Source organism: Parerythrobacter jejuensis, assembly GCF_039536765.1.
Taxonomy (GTDB): domain Bacteria; phylum Pseudomonadota; class Alphaproteobacteria; order Sphingomonadales; family Sphingomonadaceae; genus Parerythrobacter; species Parerythrobacter jejuensis.
The window spans coordinates 2,027,934-2,045,023 of sequence record NZ_BAAAZF010000001.1 but is presented as its reverse complement, the minus strand read 5'-3'; the positions used below and the strand labels follow the sequence as shown (position 1 = coordinate 2,045,023).

At 60.1% G+C, this 17,090-nt stretch carries 17 protein-coding genes; 7 read left to right on the top strand and 10 right to left on the bottom strand.

Annotation, left to right across the window (positions count from 1 at the left end):
- Positions 1-78: 78 nt before the first annotated feature.
- Positions 79-732, top strand: coding sequence for a PilZ domain-containing protein (locus tag ABD653_RS10120; protein WP_160778563.1), 654 nt, complete (start codon positions 79-81; stop codon positions 730-732).
- Positions 733-778: 46 nt separating this feature from the next.
- Positions 779-1,015 (top strand): ribbon-helix-helix domain-containing protein, encoded by a 237-nt coding sequence (locus ABD653_RS10115; RefSeq protein WP_160778562.1) that lies wholly within the window; start codon positions 779-781, stop codon positions 1,013-1,015.
- Here ABD653_RS10115 and ABD653_RS10110 read toward each other — a convergent pair.
- Positions 1,012-1,629: a hypothetical protein gene (locus ABD653_RS10110; RefSeq protein WP_160778561.1), complete on the bottom strand. Its 618-nt coding sequence runs from the start codon at positions 1,627-1,629 to the stop codon at positions 1,012-1,014. The genes ABD653_RS10115 and ABD653_RS10110 overlap by 4 nt on opposite strands.
- Positions 1,630-1,738: 109 nt before the next feature.
- Complete coding sequence (gene murA / locus ABD653_RS10105) at positions 1,739-3,019, bottom strand: UDP-N-acetylglucosamine 1-carboxyvinyltransferase (RefSeq protein ID WP_160778560.1); 1,281 nt, start codon at positions 3,017-3,019, stop codon at positions 1,739-1,741.
- Between the two features lie 121 nt (positions 3,020-3,140).
- On the opposite strand from murA, the gene galU reads away from it, so the two are divergent.
- Entirely contained in the window at positions 3,141-4,022 is an 882-nt protein-coding gene (gene galU, locus ABD653_RS10100; RefSeq protein ID WP_160778559.1) for a UTP--glucose-1-phosphate uridylyltransferase GalU, read from the top strand.
- Here the strand turns inward: galU and ABD653_RS10095 are convergent.
- The 7 genes from ABD653_RS10095 to glnE form a co-directional block, all read right to left on the bottom strand.
- Positions 4,019-4,756 (bottom strand): SDR family NAD(P)-dependent oxidoreductase, encoded by a 738-nt coding sequence (locus tag ABD653_RS10095; protein ID WP_160778558.1) that lies wholly within the window; start codon positions 4,754-4,756, stop codon positions 4,019-4,021. The two genes, galU and ABD653_RS10095, sit on opposite strands and share 4 nt — an antisense overlap.
- Positions 4,753-6,051, bottom strand: coding sequence for a cytochrome P450 (locus ABD653_RS10090; protein WP_160778557.1), 1,299 nt, complete (start codon positions 6,049-6,051; stop codon positions 4,753-4,755). Before ABD653_RS10090 ends, ABD653_RS10095 begins: the two co-directional genes overlap by 4 nt.
- Positions 6,051-7,589, bottom strand: coding sequence for an acyl-CoA synthetase (locus tag ABD653_RS10085; protein WP_160778556.1), 1,539 nt, complete (start codon positions 7,587-7,589; stop codon positions 6,051-6,053). The genes ABD653_RS10090 and ABD653_RS10085 overlap by 1 nt, the downstream gene beginning before the upstream one ends.
- Before the next feature lie 175 nt (positions 7,590-7,764).
- The gene (locus tag ABD653_RS10080; RefSeq protein WP_234032136.1) at positions 7,765-8,451 is read right to left on the bottom strand and encodes a M23 family metallopeptidase; all 687 of its coding nucleotides are present in this window, start codon (positions 8,449-8,451) and stop codon (positions 7,765-7,767) included.
- Between the two features lie 106 nt (positions 8,452-8,557).
- Complete coding sequence (locus ABD653_RS10075) at positions 8,558-9,361, bottom strand: ferritin-like domain-containing protein (protein WP_160778554.1); 804 nt, start codon at positions 9,359-9,361, stop codon at positions 8,558-8,560.
- Positions 9,358-9,831 (bottom strand): peroxiredoxin, encoded by a 474-nt coding sequence (locus ABD653_RS10070; RefSeq protein ID WP_160778553.1) that lies wholly within the window; start codon positions 9,829-9,831, stop codon positions 9,358-9,360. The genes ABD653_RS10075 and ABD653_RS10070 overlap by 4 nt, the downstream gene beginning before the upstream one ends.
- Positions 9,831-12,518: a bifunctional [glutamate--ammonia ligase]-adenylyl-L-tyrosine phosphorylase/[glutamate--ammonia-ligase] adenylyltransferase gene (gene glnE, locus ABD653_RS10065; RefSeq protein ID WP_234032257.1), complete on the bottom strand. Its 2,688-nt coding sequence runs from the start codon at positions 12,516-12,518 to the stop codon at positions 9,831-9,833. Before glnE ends, ABD653_RS10070 begins: the two co-directional genes overlap by 1 nt.
- Positions 12,519-12,632: 114 nt before the next feature.
- On the opposite strand from glnE, the gene ABD653_RS10060 reads away from it, so the two are divergent.
- The 4 genes from ABD653_RS10060 (at position 12,633) to ABD653_RS10045 (ending at position 16,339) form a co-directional block, all read left to right on the top strand.
- Positions 12,633-14,312, top strand: a complete 1,680-nt coding sequence (locus ABD653_RS10060) for a M28 family metallopeptidase (protein ID WP_160778551.1) — start codon at positions 12,633-12,635, stop codon at positions 14,310-14,312.
- A gap of 25 nt (positions 14,313-14,337) precedes the next feature.
- Entirely contained in the window at positions 14,338-15,306 is a 969-nt protein-coding gene (locus ABD653_RS10055; protein WP_160778550.1) for an agmatine deiminase family protein, read from the top strand.
- A gap of 34 nt (positions 15,307-15,340) precedes the next feature.
- Entirely contained in the window at positions 15,341-15,463 is a 123-nt protein-coding gene (locus ABD653_RS10050) for a hypothetical protein (protein ID WP_267904691.1), read from the top strand.
- Between the two features lie 63 nt (positions 15,464-15,526).
- The gene (locus ABD653_RS10045) at positions 15,527-16,339 is read left to right on the top strand and encodes a DUF1223 domain-containing protein (protein WP_160778549.1); all 813 of its coding nucleotides are present in this window, start codon (positions 15,527-15,529) and stop codon (positions 16,337-16,339) included.
- Positions 16,340-16,343: 4 nt separating this feature from the next.
- On the opposite strand, the gene ABD653_RS10040 is transcribed toward ABD653_RS10045, so the two are convergent.
- Positions 16,344-17,090 carry a sulfite exporter TauE/SafE family protein gene (locus tag ABD653_RS10040; protein ID WP_160778548.1) on the bottom strand — a complete coding sequence of 249 codons (747 nt, stop codon included), beginning with the start codon at positions 17,088-17,090 and terminating at the stop codon, positions 16,344-16,346.

Below are 17,090 nucleotides of genomic sequence, written 5' to 3'. Positions count from 1 at the left end.
GGTTGACGCGGCGTTAACCATGATCGGCTAGTGTTCACCGTCCACACTGTTGTGGCGACTGGATACAAGGTGGCCGGGATGCCCGATATTGAATGCGGAGATGACGAGGCGACCAATGCTGGTCGTCGCAAAGCGGCCCGTTCGTCGCTCCTGCTTCGCAGTGCAAAGGTCATTTGTCAGAGCGGCGAATACTACTGCGTCATCCACGATGTCTCAACGGACGGAGCTGGCCTGCGCTTCCTTCATGCTGCCCCACCAGAGCCTCGCGTACTGCTGCAATTGGCGAACGGCGATACCTACCCGATCGAACGCGTGTGGCTGGGCAAGCGCCAGGCAGGCTACCGATTCGCCAGCCCGATTGTGCTGGCAGACTTCGTCCACGAGCCAAGCCCCTACGAAAGCCGCCCCATCCGCCTGAAAGTTTCTGCCGACGCAACGGTCGTCGAGGGCACACTCGCGCATCATGCTCGACTGGTCGATCTCTCCTGTGCGGGTGCCATGATCGATTGCGATGCTCGCCTCCCGATAGCCGAGCATATTGCTCTCGAGTTCGGCGGCGATACTCCTCGGCGAGCAATCGTCTGCTGGCAAGACAACGCGCAACACGGCGTTTCTTTTCACCAGCCCATGAGTGTGGAAGAATTGGCCAACACGGTGCTTTCGCTCCAGCCATTTACGATACCCAATCCAGCGAGAAAGCGCACTACGACCGGCATCATCAGGGCTGCCTGAGTGCGGAAGCGCTTGTTTGGCACGGCTGTGAGTCTAGCATACCCGTATGCGCCAGAACTATCATCCTCCCGTCAAACGGTCCGTCGAGATTGCGGGTCACAAGACATCTATCAGTCTGGAGCCGCTTTTCTGGGAGATGCTCAGGATCGCCGCAGAGGATGAAGGCATTCCGATCAATGCCCTGGTGGCGCGAATTGATGCGGAAAGGATTGCGGCAGAAACACCACCAGGTCTGGCTAGCGCTGTGCGGGTCTGGCTCGTTCTCAAAGAGCGCAGCGACTAGTCCCAGATCGCTGCCAAGCCAATGCCGTCTGACTTGCGGCGGAAATAGAAGGCCACGGCTTCCCCATCGAAATCGGCGATGGCAATCAAATCGTCATTGGTGAGGTTGAGCCGGCTGATCGCCCGATCTCCCTCGGCAACGAAGCCCTGATTGCGGGCATCCCCGATCGAATAGGCTTTTATCCTGTCAGGCCGTGGCATCGGAGCGTCGCCGCTATTGCGTTTAAACATAGCGCGAAGCCGTTGGCGAAAATCTGCCTTGCTCAGCACCAATGTGCCCTGATCAAGAAATACGGGCGGGTCGGCCAAGGCGACAATCGGGCCCAAATCCTGGCGGCGGATTGCATCAACAATGCGCGTCGTTTGGGCCTCCGCCATCTGCAGCGCTTGTTTGTCAGCAAGCGCGTTCTGCGATGGACTCGATGGGACTGGCGCAGTGTTTTGTGGTGCCGGGTTCGGCTGCATTACAGTTGGGGCGTCGCCTTGTCCGGCATCCGGTTCATCGTAGAAGGCGCCGATTTGCGTGAGCAGGCCTCCAATCGCTGTTAGCAACGCGGCAATGGCACCGATAACGACAGCAAATGTCTTCCATCTCGAACCACTCTCGCCCGTCATGCGCCCCTCCTCACCCAGTGAGATCTTCAGGATCGAACGCTATGCGGGATATGGTCCGCCCCCTCGGCCACAGATGGTATCACAGCCCAGCAGGTCAGGTCGAGACAGGCTAGTCGTCGACCCTTTCAATGTCGGCTCCGACCAGCTGAAGCTTCTCTTCCAAACGCTCATAGCCGCGATCAAGGTGATAAATCCTGCGCACCTGCGTTTCCCCTTCAGCTGCCAGCGCTGCAATGATCAGGCTCATCGACGCACGAAGATCGGTTGCCATTACTTCGGCCCCGGTCAGATCGCACGGACCCTTTACAATCGCAGTACGACCCTCGGTCTCGATATCAGCGCCCATCCGGTTCAATTCGGGCACATGCATATACCGGTTCTCGAAGATCGTTTCCTTGAGAACGCTGTTGCCTTCTGCCTTGCACAGCAGGCTCATCAATTGCGCCTGCATGTCAGTGGCGAGGCCCGGATAGGGTGCCGTAGTGAGATTTGTCGCCTTGAGCGGTCCATTGGCCGCAACCGTTACGCCATGCTTGTCGTGGCTTACCTCGACCCCGATATCTTCCAGCGCATTGAGTGTAGCCATCATTTCTTCGGCCTTGGCCCCGGCGAGCGTCACTTGCCCGCCCGTAATGGCGGCGGCGCAAGCATATGACCCCGCCTCGATCCGGTCGGCCATTACCTTGTAAGTCGCGCCATTCAATCGCGTCACGCCATGGATCGTAAGTTCCGAGGAGCCAACGCCCTCTATTTCCGCACCCATGGCGAGCAACAGATTGCACAGGTCGACGATCTCGGGTTCGCGCGCGGCATTGGTAATTCGGCTGGTGCCGTTGGCCAGCACGGCAGCCATCAGCGCATTCTCGGTCGCGCCAACGGACACGACGGGGAAATCGTAATCACCGCCGGGTAGCCCCCCATCGGGCAGGATCGCTTTGACATAACCTTGCGCCAATTCGATCTCAGCACCCATCGCCTCAAGGGCCTTCAAATGCAAGTCGATCGGACGATTGCCGATGGCACAGCCACCCGGAAGCGAGACGGTGGCCTCGCCCGCCCGAACCAGCATCGGGCCAAGTACCAGGATCGAAGCACGCATCTTGCGGACCAAGTCATACGGGGCGACAGACGTGGTCAGTCGTGACGCTTCGAATGTCACCACACGGCCGAAATCTTCGGGCCGCTTGCCCTGGATCGCAATCGATACTCCGAATTGACCCATCAAGTGCTGGAACCCGTCAATATCCGCGAGACGGGGCAGGTTGCGCAGGGTCAGTGGCTCGTCAGTCAGCAAGGCACAGGGGATCAGCGTGAGAGCCGAGTTCTTGGCCCCCGAGATCGGAATTGTGCCGGAAAGACGGTTACCGCCATTGATTACAAGTTTGTCCATCGCGGCGGTTTAGCTTGGCTGGCTGGCAAGGCAAGTAATTGGCCACGATCGGATCGTAACTGCCTTGAAACCCGGTGACGCTATTTGACCTCGGCAGCACATAGTTCCTATCGGAAACCCCATGACCAACCCCAAACCGATCAAGAAAGCCGTCTTCCCTGTAGCAGGGCTCGGCACACGATTCCTACCCGCCACCAAGGCCATTCCCAAGGAGCTTCTCCCGATAGTTGATCGGCCACTGATCCAATATGCGGTGGATGAAGCGCGCGAGGCCGGGATCGAGCAAATGATCTTCGTAACCGGACGGGGCAAGACCGCCATCGTCGAACATTTCGATGTCGCCTACGAGCTGGAAAGTACGATGGGTGATCGCGGCAAGGATATGTCGATCCTTGATGCGACACGCGCTACCCCGGGCGATATCATTACCGTACGACAGCAAGTCCCGATGGGCCTAGGACACGCAATCTGGTGCGCACGAGCAATTGTCGGCGATGACCCCTTTGCCATCTTCCTGCCGGACGAGTTGATGATCGGGCACAAGAATGGATCGGGCTGCATGAAGCAGATGGTAGATGCCTATGAAAAGACCGGCGGCAACCTGATCAGCGTGTTGGAAGTGCCGCACGAAGATGTGTCGAGCTATGGCGTGATCGATCCGGGGCAAGCGGATGGCCCTTTGACCGAAGTGCGCGGGCTGGTGGAAAAGCCACCCGTCGATCAAGCGCCCTCCAACAAAATCATCTCCGGCCGTTACATCCTTCAGCCCGAGGTGATGCGGGTGCTCGAGAACCAGGGCACAGGTGCGGGAGGCGAAATCCAATTGACCGATGCCATGGCTAAAATGATCGGTGACCAGCCCTTCCACGCCGTCACTTTCAACGGCCGCCGGTACGATTGCGGCAGCAAGCTCGGCTTTGTCGAGGCAACGCTCGCACTGGCGATGGAGCGTGACGATATGGGCGCAGAAGTGCGCACCATGGCCAAGCGCTTGCTCTCCTAGGAAAGCGTCAGACCGCCATCCACAACGAGAGTCTGCCCCAAGACGTAGGATGACAAAGGCGAAGCGAGAAAAAGAGCCGCGCCCGCCAATTCGGATGGCTCTCCCATCCTTCCGAGCGGGATCTTGGCCAGCGCCCCCGCCATCCGTTTAGGATTGTCGGTGGTAACCTTGGTCATCTTGGTGGCGACGAAACCAGGCGCGATGCCGTTTACGCGAATGCCCTCGCCCGCCCATGCAGCCGCCAGGTTTTTCACCAGGGCAACCGCCGCCGCTTTCGACGCGCCATAAGCGGGGTTGCCGATAGTGGCGTGAAATGCAGCGGTAGAGCTAACCACAATCATGTTTCCGCCAGCCGCAGACAAGGCAGCGCGGTATTTGCGCCCACAATCCATTACCGAACTGACGTTGACGGCAAGGACTTGATCCCAACCCTCCCGCTCGAATTCTGCCCGGCGATATTGCACCGCGCCCTGACAACAGATCAGCACATCAAGGCTATCGAAGGCAGGGGCACGATCAATCTGGTCGGGGTCGCTGACATCGACCTGGGCATAGTGCAGCCCGGTCAGGTCCGAGCCCGGCTCATCACCATAATCCGAAGCGTTGGCGCGTGTGCCCCAGACATGCACTTCAGCGCCGCGCGCGAGGAAGGCATGCGCCATACCGTTGCCGATACCGCTCGATCCGCCAACGATCAGCACTTGCTTGCCGGTGAAATCCATTGGATCGGTCATGATGCGGTAAACCTCAGTGGTAGGGTCTTGAGCCCACCGACAAATGTCGAATTCGCACGCTGGGGTTCTCCCGCCAATTCGAATGAAGCAATGCGGTCCAGCAGTGTTTCGAACAGGATCCGCATTTCCAGCCGGGCAAGATGCAGGCCAAGGCACTGGTGTGCCCCGGCGCCGAAAGCCACATGCCGGTTCGGGCTACGCGCCGCGTCAAAGGCGCGCGGGTTATCGAATTGCGCCGGGTCATGATTGGCCGCGACATAATTCATCATCAGCCAGTCGCCTTTCTTGATGGTCTGGCCACCCAATTCGGTATCTTCAGCCGCCGTACGCATAAAATGCTGCACTGGTGTCGTCCAGCGGATCGCCTCCTCGACAATGCCGGGGAGCAAGCTGCGGTCTGCTTTCACCCGCGCCCATTGCTCCTGATCCTGCGCCAGTGCCATCATTGCCCCTGCTGTGCTGGCCGAAGTGGTATCGTGTCCGGCCGTAGCTACGATGATGTAATATCCGGCCATGTCCCGGTCAGGAAGTGGCGCACCATCCACCTTGGCATTGGCGATCACGCTGGCGACATCATCAGTCGGGTTCTCGCGACGTTGGCGGGCAATATCGGCAAAATAGTCTTCGAAGCTTTTGACAGCGCCTGCGACCAGTTGGACAACCTGCTCGGGCGTCATGTTCTCCATGCCTGTGCCCGAAAGGTCGGCATCCTGCCCGCCAAACATCTGCTGGGTGAGCATTTGCATCCGAGGCTCGTCTTCTTCCGGCACGCCTAGAATCTGCATGACAACATGTAGAGGATACGGCCCCGAAACCAGCTTGCAGAAATCAACTTCCGGCCCGGCCGCGACCATGGCATCGACAGTACGGTTCGCCAGCGCGCGGATCTCATCCTCGATCTGCTTGAGATTGCGCGGCATGAACCAGTCTTGGGTCAGTTTGCGGTATTTCGGATGAACCGGGGCATCGAACACCACCAGGGAATCGACCAGCATATTACTGCCGGTGGCCTGGCGAGAGAATTCAATCGCGGAGTTAAGGCTGAAGACAACCGGGCGCGGATTGTTGAGGAAGGTCGCATTGTCCTTGCTCATTCGCATCACATCATCATAGCGGGTGACGAGCCAGAATGGTTCGAACAACCCTTCCTCGTCCGGCACGATTTTCGCCAGAGGCTTGGTCTGGCGAAGGTGATCGAAAGTGTCGAGCAACCCATCCCATTCGGCATAGGAATGCGGGTCGATCACTGTGCGTGCCAGCTCCGGCGAAAGGGTTGGATAGGCAGCCTCTGCCATCAAGCGGACTCCTTCGCCTTGGCTTCATACTCGTCGCGCAGCTCGCGCTTGTAGAGTTTGCCGTTCGCTTCCCGCGGCAGGTCAGGCCGGAAATCAAAGAGCTTGGGCATCTTGATCCGCGACAGGCTGGGCGCCAGGAAATCGCGCAATTCCTGCTCCAGAGCTTCCCCTGCCGTCGCCATGTCAATCGGCTGAACCACAGCAACAACCTTCTCACCCAAATCGGGATCGGGCGCGCCGATAACCCCAGCGTCCATCACCTTGGGGTGGGTGACCAGCAGGTTTTCGATCTCCTGCGGGTAGATATTCACTCCGCCCGAAATGATCATGTGGCTCTTGCGATCGGTGAGGAACAGGAACCCGTCATCATCGACATGGCCGATATCGCCCAGCGTCATCCAGCCCTTGGGATGCATTGCATCAGCGGTCTTCTCTGGATCGTTGTGATAAGTCGGCAGGATATCGTTCTCAAAATAGATCAGGCCATCAGTGCCGGCTGAAACCTCTTCCCCGTCACCACCGCAGATATGCAGAGTGCCATGGATGGCTTTGCCCACCGTCCCTGGATGTGTGAGCCAGTCCTTGCTCTTGACCAACGTCATGCCGATGCTCTCGGAGCCGGCGTAATACTCGTTCACGATCGGCCCCCACCACTCGATCATCGCCTGCTTTACCGGCACCGGGCACGGCGCAGCCGCATGGAGCGCACGCTGGTGGCTCGACAGGTCGTAGCGATTGCGTTCTTCATCTGTCAGTTTGAGGAAGCGGACAAAGTGGGTCGGCACCCACTGGCTATCGGTGACCTTGTATTTCTCGATTGCGGCCAGCGCGGAATCCGGATCGAATTTCTCCATCACAACCACTGTGCCGCCGAGGCGTTGCGCCGTGCTGCACCAGCCGATCGGGGCGGCATGATAGAGCGGAGCTGGCGAGAGATAGACCATGCTGCCATCGGCCGGCATTCCGGCACCCATTACCGCAAGCCCCATCAGCGGATTGACGGCCTGCACATCCGGATCCTCAGGCGGAGCCGGGCGCACGCCTTTGGGACGGCCAGTCGTCCCCGAGCTATATAGCATCACCATTCCGGCGGTCTGGTCTGCGATCGGGTCCGCCGGCTGTGCAGAGAGGGCCGCTTCAAGGTCGTCCTCTCCCCCAGAGCCGAGAACCAGCGTGCCCATATCGGCGCCCTCGCCAGGCAGGGCCGCAAGCACATCGGCAAACATCGTCGAACTGATCAGCAGCTTCGCTTCACTGTCTTTCAGAATATAGGCGATTTCCGGAGCAGTAAGCCGGGTAGAGATCGGCACGAACATGGTCCCGGCACGCTGCGAACCCCAGACCAGCTGGAGGTAGTGCGCGGTGTTTTCCATCAAGACCGCAAACGTATCGCCGGGGCCAAACCCGCGCGCCCTGAGCAAATGGGCGAAGCGATTGGCCGTGGCTTCCATCTCTCCGTAGGTCACAGTTTCGCCACTGCCCGCCATAATGATCGCCGGATGATCCGGACGGTTTTGCGCGTGCTGAATCGGATGCATTGATTTCTCTCCCAATGAGGGAAAGTCTTAAACAGCAACTGGTCGGGAGCAAGAGGATTCAGGAATTCCGGCTTGGCGCATGAAAAAGGCGACGGAGATAACCTCCGTCGCCCAAATCAGGACACCCTCTCCAAAGCGTCCATATCCGCTTCCAGGCGGATAAACTGTAAGAGGCTTACTTCCCGCCCTGGCCGCCACGGCCAGTGGCGAGTGCGAACGCAGCCTGCGCTTCGCTTTCAACCATATAGGGCATCGGGTTCACGGCAACACCATCGATGCGGACTTCATAGTGCAGGTGCGGGCCGGTCGAGCGGCCAGTCGAGCCGACATAACCGATCAAATCGCCCTTCTTGACCATTGCGCCCTTCGTCACTGCGATCCGTGACAAATGCGCAAAACGGGTTTCAAGATCATTGCCGTGGCCGATCTTGATGAACTTGCCATAGCTGGAAAACCACTGGGCCATTTCAACCAATCCATCAGCGGTTGCGTAGACAGGAGTCCCCGTCGGCGCAGCAAGATCGACGCCCTTGTGACGACGGCGACCGCCGAGAACGGGATGCGTGCGCATGCCGTACCCGCTGGTCAGCGCAGCGCCTTCGAGCGGCATCCGCGAAGGAACCGAGATGCTGGATGTTGGTGCAGGTGATCCGGCGCCCTCGTCAAGCTTTTCCCACTTGGCGAACAATTCGCGAAACTGGTCATCGCCTGTACCAAGCGGCGACGCAGATTCTTCAACCGGTTTGGTGATGTCGGCGGCCACGGCAGCGCTGGTATTCGCCTGTGCCGGTGATGCTGCCAGAGTGACGAAGGCAGCGCCCAAAGCGAGGCCCCGCGTCAGAATTTTCGGGAATGCGATCAAGAACCCGTCCTTATATTCGCAACCCTCTTTGTGGTTGCGGCAACCCATTGTTTGACGCCAAAAGCTGGCGGCGCCTGATGTGAGGGTGGGTTATCGGGCGAAATCTTTATGAAGCAATACTGTCGTAGAAGTCTCGCGATAGACCGGCAGCAAGACGCGCCGAGTCGTTGAACGGCGGCTTAATGCCCCCTCGGAAGTGCTTCGCAACCAAGCTTTTCCAATGATTCTGGGGTGATTCCCCATTTTCCCGCGCAAGCGCGACGAAGTGCTTTGTCCCAAAGCCGACATGCCGGATTTCGTCGTCAAGGATTCGTTGAAGGATTCGGGCGCCATTTTCGTCCCCTTGCGACCGGATCCTTTCCAAAGTCGCAGGCGTGACGTCGAGGCCGCGGGCCTCAAGTACCATCGGGACAATCGCGAGACGCGCCATGACGTCACCGCTGGTTTCCTGCGCTGCCTGCCACAGACCGGCATGGGCCGGTAGCGCGCCGTAATGGCTTCCCAACGTTCTAAGCTTCCGGTCCAGCAATGCGAAGTGCATCGCCTCATCGGCCGCGACCGACAGAAAGTCGTCCGTAAAGGCGCGGGGCAAGCGGCCCCCGAACCTGCCGACGATGTCGAGCGCCAGATCGATCGCCACAAATTCGATATGTGCCAATGCGTGCCACAGCGCGATCCTGCCTTTGTCCGAGCCGCCGCGCCCGCGCCTTGGCATTCGGGCTGGCGAAAGCAGATCGGGCCTTTCTGGCCAGGCTGGCGTGTCAGGCATCGGGACATCGAATTTCCAGGCAAGACGCCCTAGACGCCACTTGCGGGCAACATCACGCGCAGCGAAGGCCTTCGCCTTGGGCTCGGCGGTCAGCAGCGCCGAGCGAATAGCACCCGCAACGGTAGGGAAAGAGCCGGTCAAAGCGCCTGCGCAGCCTCCAGCACCTCGGCCACATGGCCTTTCACCTTCACTTTGTCCCAGACCCGGGCGATCATGCCGTCGGGCCCGACGAGATAGGTGGTGCGGACCATCCCCATATAGGTTTTTCCGTACATCTTTTTTTCGGTCCAGATGCCGAGCGCATCGGACAAGCCGCCGTCTTGCTCATCGGTAGCCAGATCAACCGTCAGCCCGTGTTTGGCGATGAAATTCTGATGCTTCTTGGGCGAATCCTTGCTGACGCCTAGGATCGCGCAACCAGCCTTTTCGAACTCGGCCTTAGCTGCCGAAAACTCGGTCGCCTCGGTCGTGCAGCCGGGCGTGTTGTCTTTGGGATAGAAAAACACGACCAGCTTCTTGTCGGCAAAATTCGATGGCTTCACCGTGCCGCCGTCCGGGGTTTCCATTGCGACATCCGGCATCTGATCGCCTTCATGGGGCCGTGTGCTCATTATTTGGTCTCCAGTTCAATCTCGAATGTTTCGAACCATGCAGTCGCCACGCTGTTCCTTGCAACCTCCAGAGCCTGCAGCAATTCGGCTGGGCCTGAGCATCTGCAAGCCTGCGCAAGTATTTCAGCGGCCCGCCCTTCCGGCATTTCGCCGCCAGGCGCCAGCAGGCGCGTCGCCACTATCATCCGGGTCAGGAAATCATGCGCCTCGCCCACCTCCGGCCGCAACAATCCCTGGTCGATTAACTCACTGCATGCGGTCGCCAACCCCGGATCGAATGCCGTCAATTCCCTGAGCTGGAGGAAATGGACAAGAAATTCCAGATCCACCAGTCCGCCACGCACCAACTTGGCGTCCAGAGCACCTTTGGGTGCCTTATGAGCCGCCATGTCCGCGCGCATCTTCAATACGTCAGAGCGGAGCTGTCCGGGTTCACGTGGCTGTTCCAACAAAGAGGTTAGCAGAGGGTCCAGATTTTGCCGCGTCGCAGGCGTGGCGGCGATCACGCGGGCCCGGGTCAGTGCCATATGCTCCCAGGTCCAAGCACTGTCGCGCTGATACCGCGCGAAGCTCTCGACACTCACGGCCAGCGGCCCTTGGGCACCTTGAGGCCGCAACCGCGTATCCACTTCATACAGGTCCCCCGCCGCCGTCGGCACACTCAATGCGGCACTGACGCGCTGCGCGAGGCGGTTAAAATAGAGCGTGGCGCCAAGCGGCCGCGCCCCATCCGATTCTGCGGAGCTGTCGCCGGTGAAGAGGTAGATCAGGTCGAGATCAGACGCATGGGTTAACGCAGCACCGCCCAACCTGCCCAGGCCCAGAACCGCGAGTTCCCCCCCATCAATGCGCCCATGTGTCGCGGCAAATTCAGCGCTGGTTTCCTCAACCGCGACGGTCAACGCTGCCTCGGCGACTCGCGAGAGGCCCGCCGCAATCTCCAGAGGATCATGAGCGGCTTCGATGAGCTGCACGCCCAATGCGAAGCGCTGTTCATTGGTAACGATCCTGATCCGGTCGAGCAGCACCTCATATGGTGTATCCGGATCGCTCCTGCGCATGCGACTTGCCAGCGCGTCCACCGGAGGAGGCAAATCCAGAGCAGTCCGATCAATCAGCGTATCAAGCAAGGCAGGGTGGCGCCCGAGCTCATCGGCCAGCGGCGGAGCAAAGGCCAGGATGCGCAGAAGCTGCTCCAGCAAACCTGGCCGCGCTTCCAGCAGACGAAACAGATTGATTGCAGTTGGCAGGTTCTCAAGCAGCCGTTCGAACCGCAACATGGCGCGATCCGGGTCGGGCGCGCTGCCAAGAGCCTCGGCCAGCAGGGGCAACAAGGCCCTGAATGCGGAGCGTGCATTGGGGGTGCGCAGGGCTCGGTAGCGACCATCCAGCCAACCCTCGACGCGCCTGATTATCCGGCCCGGATCTGCGACTCCGGCCCCGTCCAGATGCGCGGCAACATCGGACATCGAATGGACCCGGTCAGGGCTTGTCGTGGTATCCAGCAGCCGATCGAAGCGGGCACCGACACGCTCGCTGATTTGCGCAACCTCCGCAATCAGCTCTGCAGATCCTGCAAGGCCGTCCAGTTTGGCTACGCCATCGAGAGCCCCTTCCTCGGGCAGCGCATGGGTCTGCCGGTCATTCACCATCTGAAGCCGATGTTCGAGAACCCTGAGCCGGTCATAGCAATCGCCCAGCATCCGAGCTTCTTCGCTCTTGATAATTTGCAGTTCGGCCAGGCCGTCGAGTGCGGCCCGTGTTCCCCGCACCCGCAAGGAAGGGTTGCGCCCTCCATGGATAAGTTGGTGGGTCTGGGCGAAAAACTCGATCTCGCGAATGCCTCCGCGACCTTTTTTGAGGTCGAAGCCGGGGCCGGGAACTTGCGGCCCTGCATAGGTTTCCCGGATCCGTGTGGTGAGCCGGCCAATCTCTTCAATGGCCCCGAAATCAAGGCTGCGGCGCCATACGAACGGGCGTATCGCATCGAGGAAGTCGGTACCTCTGGCGGTATCCCCTGATGCTGCCCGCGCGCGAATAAAGGCCGCTCGCTCCCACGCGAGAGCCGAACTTTCGTAATGCGACAAAGCTGCATCGCAGGATACCGCCGGAGGGCTCACTTCGGAAGCCGGGCGCAAGCGCAGATCGACGCGGAAGACGTACCCGATATCGGTCACTTCGGAGAGAAGCTTCACCACTTCGCGGGCGTAGCGTTGCGCAGCTTCGCCCGGTTCATCGCGCTCGCGCCGTGGCAATACATCCGGATCGAACAGCAGGATCGGATCGATATCCGAACTGTAGTTCAGTTCGCCTGCACCATGTTTGCCCAAAGCCAGAGCGATGAACCCTCTGCTGTCGTCAGTTTCGATGCGGCGTCTAATGGCGGCGAGAATCGACTGGTCCAGTGCGCGGTCGGCAAAGTCCGACAATTCCGCCATCACCTTTGCCAGCGGAAATGCTCCGGCAAGATCCCCAACCGCCAGCGTGGTCGCCAGCGCGAGCCGCTCCTTGCGTAGAGTCGCGCCCGTCGCTCCCTGCACCGATTGCGATTTGGACCAGGCAAGCCCTTGTTCGGCTTCGCCGGCAGCAAGCAGCTCAGCCAGTTCGGGTTGGCGCTCCAGTGCACGCGCAAGAAAGGGCGCATGGGTCCGCGCTCGGTCCAGGGCTGATTGCCAGTCACCAGTCATAGCCATGCCCTGCCGCGCCGCCCTCGCCAGAGCAAGGGTCTTGGGCCCAGCACTTGCCCTATCGCCGTGCCTTTGCAAGAAGGCCGCCAGCATTTGATCACGACGGGAAATTCCATGAAGCGCATGATCCTTGCTGCTACGGCAGCACTTTCACTTACGGCCTGCGATGCCGCCATGACAGGCGATGCCGCGCTCGATATCCCAGAAGTTGAGCCCGGCGATATTTCCGAGCAGACCATGGTCGACATTACCCGCACGCTCTCTACCGACGAATTCGGCGGGCGTATGCCGGGCACCGAGGGTGAAGAGAAGACGGTCAACTTGCTGATCGAAAAGTTCGAAGCCGCTGGTTTGCAACCGGGCAATGGCGACAGCTGGGTACAAGATGTGCCGCTGGTTGAAATTACCGGCAGGGATTTTGCTCCGCTCACCGTCAGTGGCGAAGGCGTCGACCTGTCGTTCAATTTTGCCACGGACTGGGTCGGTGTGACCTATCAGGAAGAAGCCGCAACCGCTGTCGAGGATAGCGAGCTTGTCTTCGTTGGTTACGGCATCGATGCGCCTGAACGCGACTGGAATGATTATGAAGGCGTCGACATGGCAGGCAAAACTGCTGTCATCTTGGTCAACGATCCCGATTTCGACAGCGAAGGGCTCGACGGCACTTTCAACGGCAAGGCAATGACGTTCTACGGTCGCTGGACCTATAAATATGAAGAAGCAGGCCGGAAGGGCGCGACTGCTGCTCTGGTAATTCACGACACCGAACCAGCCTCCTATGGCTGGAACGTTGTCGAAAGCTCGTGGTCAGGCCCGCAAGCCTACGCCCAGCGGGGTGACAATGCCCCGCCGATGACTCAGATGAACGGCTGGGTACAGAAAGACATAGCACGCCAGATTATCGAAGCGGCTGGGCAAGATTTCGATGCTCTTGCCGAAGCGGCCAAGAGCCCGGATTTCACTCCGGTCCCGCTCGGCCTGACGATTTCTACGGCGTTCGAGAACGACATTCGCACGTTCCAGTCCAAGAATGTCATCGGTGTATTGCCTGGGGCCGAGCGTCCTGACGAATATGTCATCCACACCGCGCATTGGGATCACCTGGGCATCTGCACCCCGGCACCCGATGGCGATAACATCTGTAACGGCGCGGTGGACAATGCGACCGGCACGGCAGCACTGGTTGCCTTGGCAGAAGCCCATGCCAAGGCGGGCGCAACTGATCGGAGCCTCGTGTTCCTGGCTGTCACGGCAGAAGAATCCGGCCTGCTTGGAGCGGATTACTATGCCGCCAACCCGATCTATCCGTTGAGCCAGACCGTGGGCGGCATCAACATGGATGCCTTCCTTGTCGCAGGGCCATCCAAAGATGTAACCGTCGTTGGCCCGGGCAAATCCCGGCTGGACGACTTCCTCAACGCAGCGCTTGACGCCGATGGGCGGGTAGCAACGCCCAATCCCAATCCGGAAGCAGGCTATTACTACCGCTCCGACCATTTCGCTTTCGCCAAGCGCGGGGTGCCGATGCTCTATGTCGATGGCGGTGAAGATTTGATCGAGGGCGGCCGCGAAGCCGGTGCCGCAATCGCAACCGACTATCGCGACAATCGCTATCACGGTCCGAAGGATGAGTTCGACGAGAGCTGGGACTGGTCTGGCGTGATGGGCGATTTGCAGCTGTTCTACCGACTCGGCCGCATGCTGGGCATGAGCACCAGCTGGCCCAATTGGGTCGAGGGTGACGAGTTCAAGGCCACCCGTGACGAAAGCTGCGCAGCAGGCGAAGGCTGCTAGCGAAAGCATCCGGGGAAGCCGGGCCATGACCGCCCTTATGCCGCCCGAGTGGGCGAAGCAGGATTGGTTGTGGATCGGCTTCCCACATGACGCAGACGAGTGGCCCGGTGTTCTGCACCGGGCACAAGAGCAGATCGCAAGTTTCGCGAATGCCGTAAGCGCAAGCGGGCAGGAGGTCCGCCTGCTGGTGCGCAATGCGGCAAACGAAGCGCGCGCGCGCAAACTCGTAAGTGCATCGGTGCGAATCGAGCGCCGAACATATGGCGACATCTGGCTGCGCGATACCGGCCCTCTGGTACTGAAGGACGGCACTGCGTTGCGATGCCGGTTCAATGGCTGGGGCGGAAAATACCTGATGGAAGGCGACCAAACGATCGGCGCCGATCTGGCCCGCGATGCCAACCTTTCTGTTCGATCAAGCGACTGGGTCCTGGAAGGCGGCGCTATCGACAGTGACGGAACCGGGCTGGTTGTCACGACCGAACAGTGCCTGCTCAATCCCAATCGCAACCCGTCTAAGTCTCGCGGCGACATCGCGCATGTATTGGAGAGAGATTTAGGGTTTGATCGGATCCTGTGGCTGGGTGAGGGGCTCATCAACGACCATACCGATGGCCATGTCGACAATCTTGCACGCTTTGTCGGCCCCAATCGCCTCGCATTGCCCATCGCGACCGGCAGCGATGATCCGAATGAAGAGATCTATCGTGACGCCAAAGCGCGCGCACTCGCCTTCGGAGTCGATGTGATCGACATTCCCTCGCCCGGGTTGATCCGGCGCGAAGGCAAAATCGAACCGGCAAGCTACGCCAATTTTGCCATCACATCGAAGCTGGTTGTCGTTCCGACTTTCGGTTCGGCACACGACGATGACGGTGTTGCCACTATCGCAGACCTGTTCCCCGACCGCGCGACGATCGGGCTTCGGGCCGACGCCGTGTTGGCCGGAGGCGGGGGCTTTCATTGCGCGAGCCAGCAGATGCCCACGCTTTAACGGCTTGTTAGGTCCCGTCTAGGAAACTGGGCGCATGACCCAATCGGACTGCACAGCAATCGCAATTCGCGCGCATGACATGGCGCGCGCGGCAATCGTGTGGTCATCCGGCCTGGCGCTGGTCGCTGCGGGCAGCTGGTACCCTTTTCTGGGATAGGCGCGTAACCGATCGGCGCCTCGTGGCGAATAGCCTGTCGAACAAAAGACAGGAACTCACGCCATGAACAAGGCACTCTGGATCACTGCCGGACTGGTCGCTACGGCCTTCACCGCGGGGACGGTCCATTTCAACAATTCCTCCAATGCCAGCGTCCCGGCTGGGATCACCAAAGCCGAGATGATGTCTGGCAAGAAGGCGATGGCCAATCCCGTAACGGACGCAGGGAAGCCAGTGGTAGTCGAATTCTTCACCAGTCAGGGCTGCTCATCGTGCCCGCCGGCAGACCGTCTGGCCGGACGGCTGGCGCAGGAGCCAAATCTGCTCGTGATCGAGCGCCCGGTAACGTACTGGGATCGCCTCGGTTGGACTGACACGCTGGGCAAAGAAGAAAACACGACCCTGCAACGTGCCTATGCGCGCCGTACACTAGGCGGGCGCAACGGTGTTTATACGCCGCAAGCCGTTGTGAATGGCGAAAAAGGGTTGGTGGGATCGCGCGAGGCCGACTTGCGCGAACTTATCGCACAGGCCCGTTTCTCCGATCTGCCAGAGGTCGAATTTGCCCACAAGGAAGACGGCTCGACCGAAATTATGATCACCGGTGCACGCTCGGCCAGTGCCAACGTGCAGCTAGTGGGGCTCGACCAGACCGAAAGGGTCCGTATCGGACGCGGCGAGAATGGTGGCCGAAGTGTGACCTACACCAATGTCTACAAAGGCGAGCGAAGCCTGGGCACACTGGCAGGCGAAGGCGCGAGCTATATGATCGACGCTGCGGACAAGCGGATTGACGGGGCCAATGCCTATGCCGTGATTGTTCGCGAAGGTAGCGCGGGCCGCATCCTGACAGGGCGCATGCTGCCAAGCGCCTGAGAGGTTACTGCAGGAGCTTGACGAGAGCTGCGATGGCAGCCGCTGCTAGCACGATCCCTGTAAAGCCGCGCCAAACCGCGTCCGAAACCCGGCCGAAGGCAAGCGAACCCAGCCAGTTGCCCAACAAAACCGTGGGAAACAGGAGCAGCGCGAGCCCGAGCAAACGCCATTCCAAGACCCCGATCGCGAGGCCTGCGGCGAGGCCGGCAAAAGCCGCCACTGTGAAGATTGTGACCATGGACGCCTTGGCCACCTGCCGGGGGATAGCCCGACCGACATAATAGGGTACGACGGGCGGACCGGGCATGCCCGCAAACCCGGTCAGCAAGCCACTTGTTACTCCGACAGCACCCGTTGCCACCGGGCCAGGAACCGTTTCCGGCCGGACGGGGAAGAGGACCGCGCCAAAGGCAGACAATGCCACCATAGCGATCAGGAGCCGGGCGAGATCGGGCGGCGTTGCCGCTAACAGGATCAGACCGGGCGCAGTCGTCAGCAGGACAAGCAGGCCGATCGTCAACGCGCTGCGTTCCGCATGCTGGCGCATCATCTGCAATTCAAGCAGCCCGAGGAACAGCGCGACAAAATTGGTCACCAGCACTGCCTCAACCGGCGTCAGCGCAAGAGCGAGCACGGGCACAATCAGGATCGCCAGCCCGAAACCGGCAAGCCCGCGGATAAACGCTGCCACCAAAGCCGCGCCGAGTGCCACACCAATCTGCAACGCGGTGTAGCCCGCAATCAGTTCCAT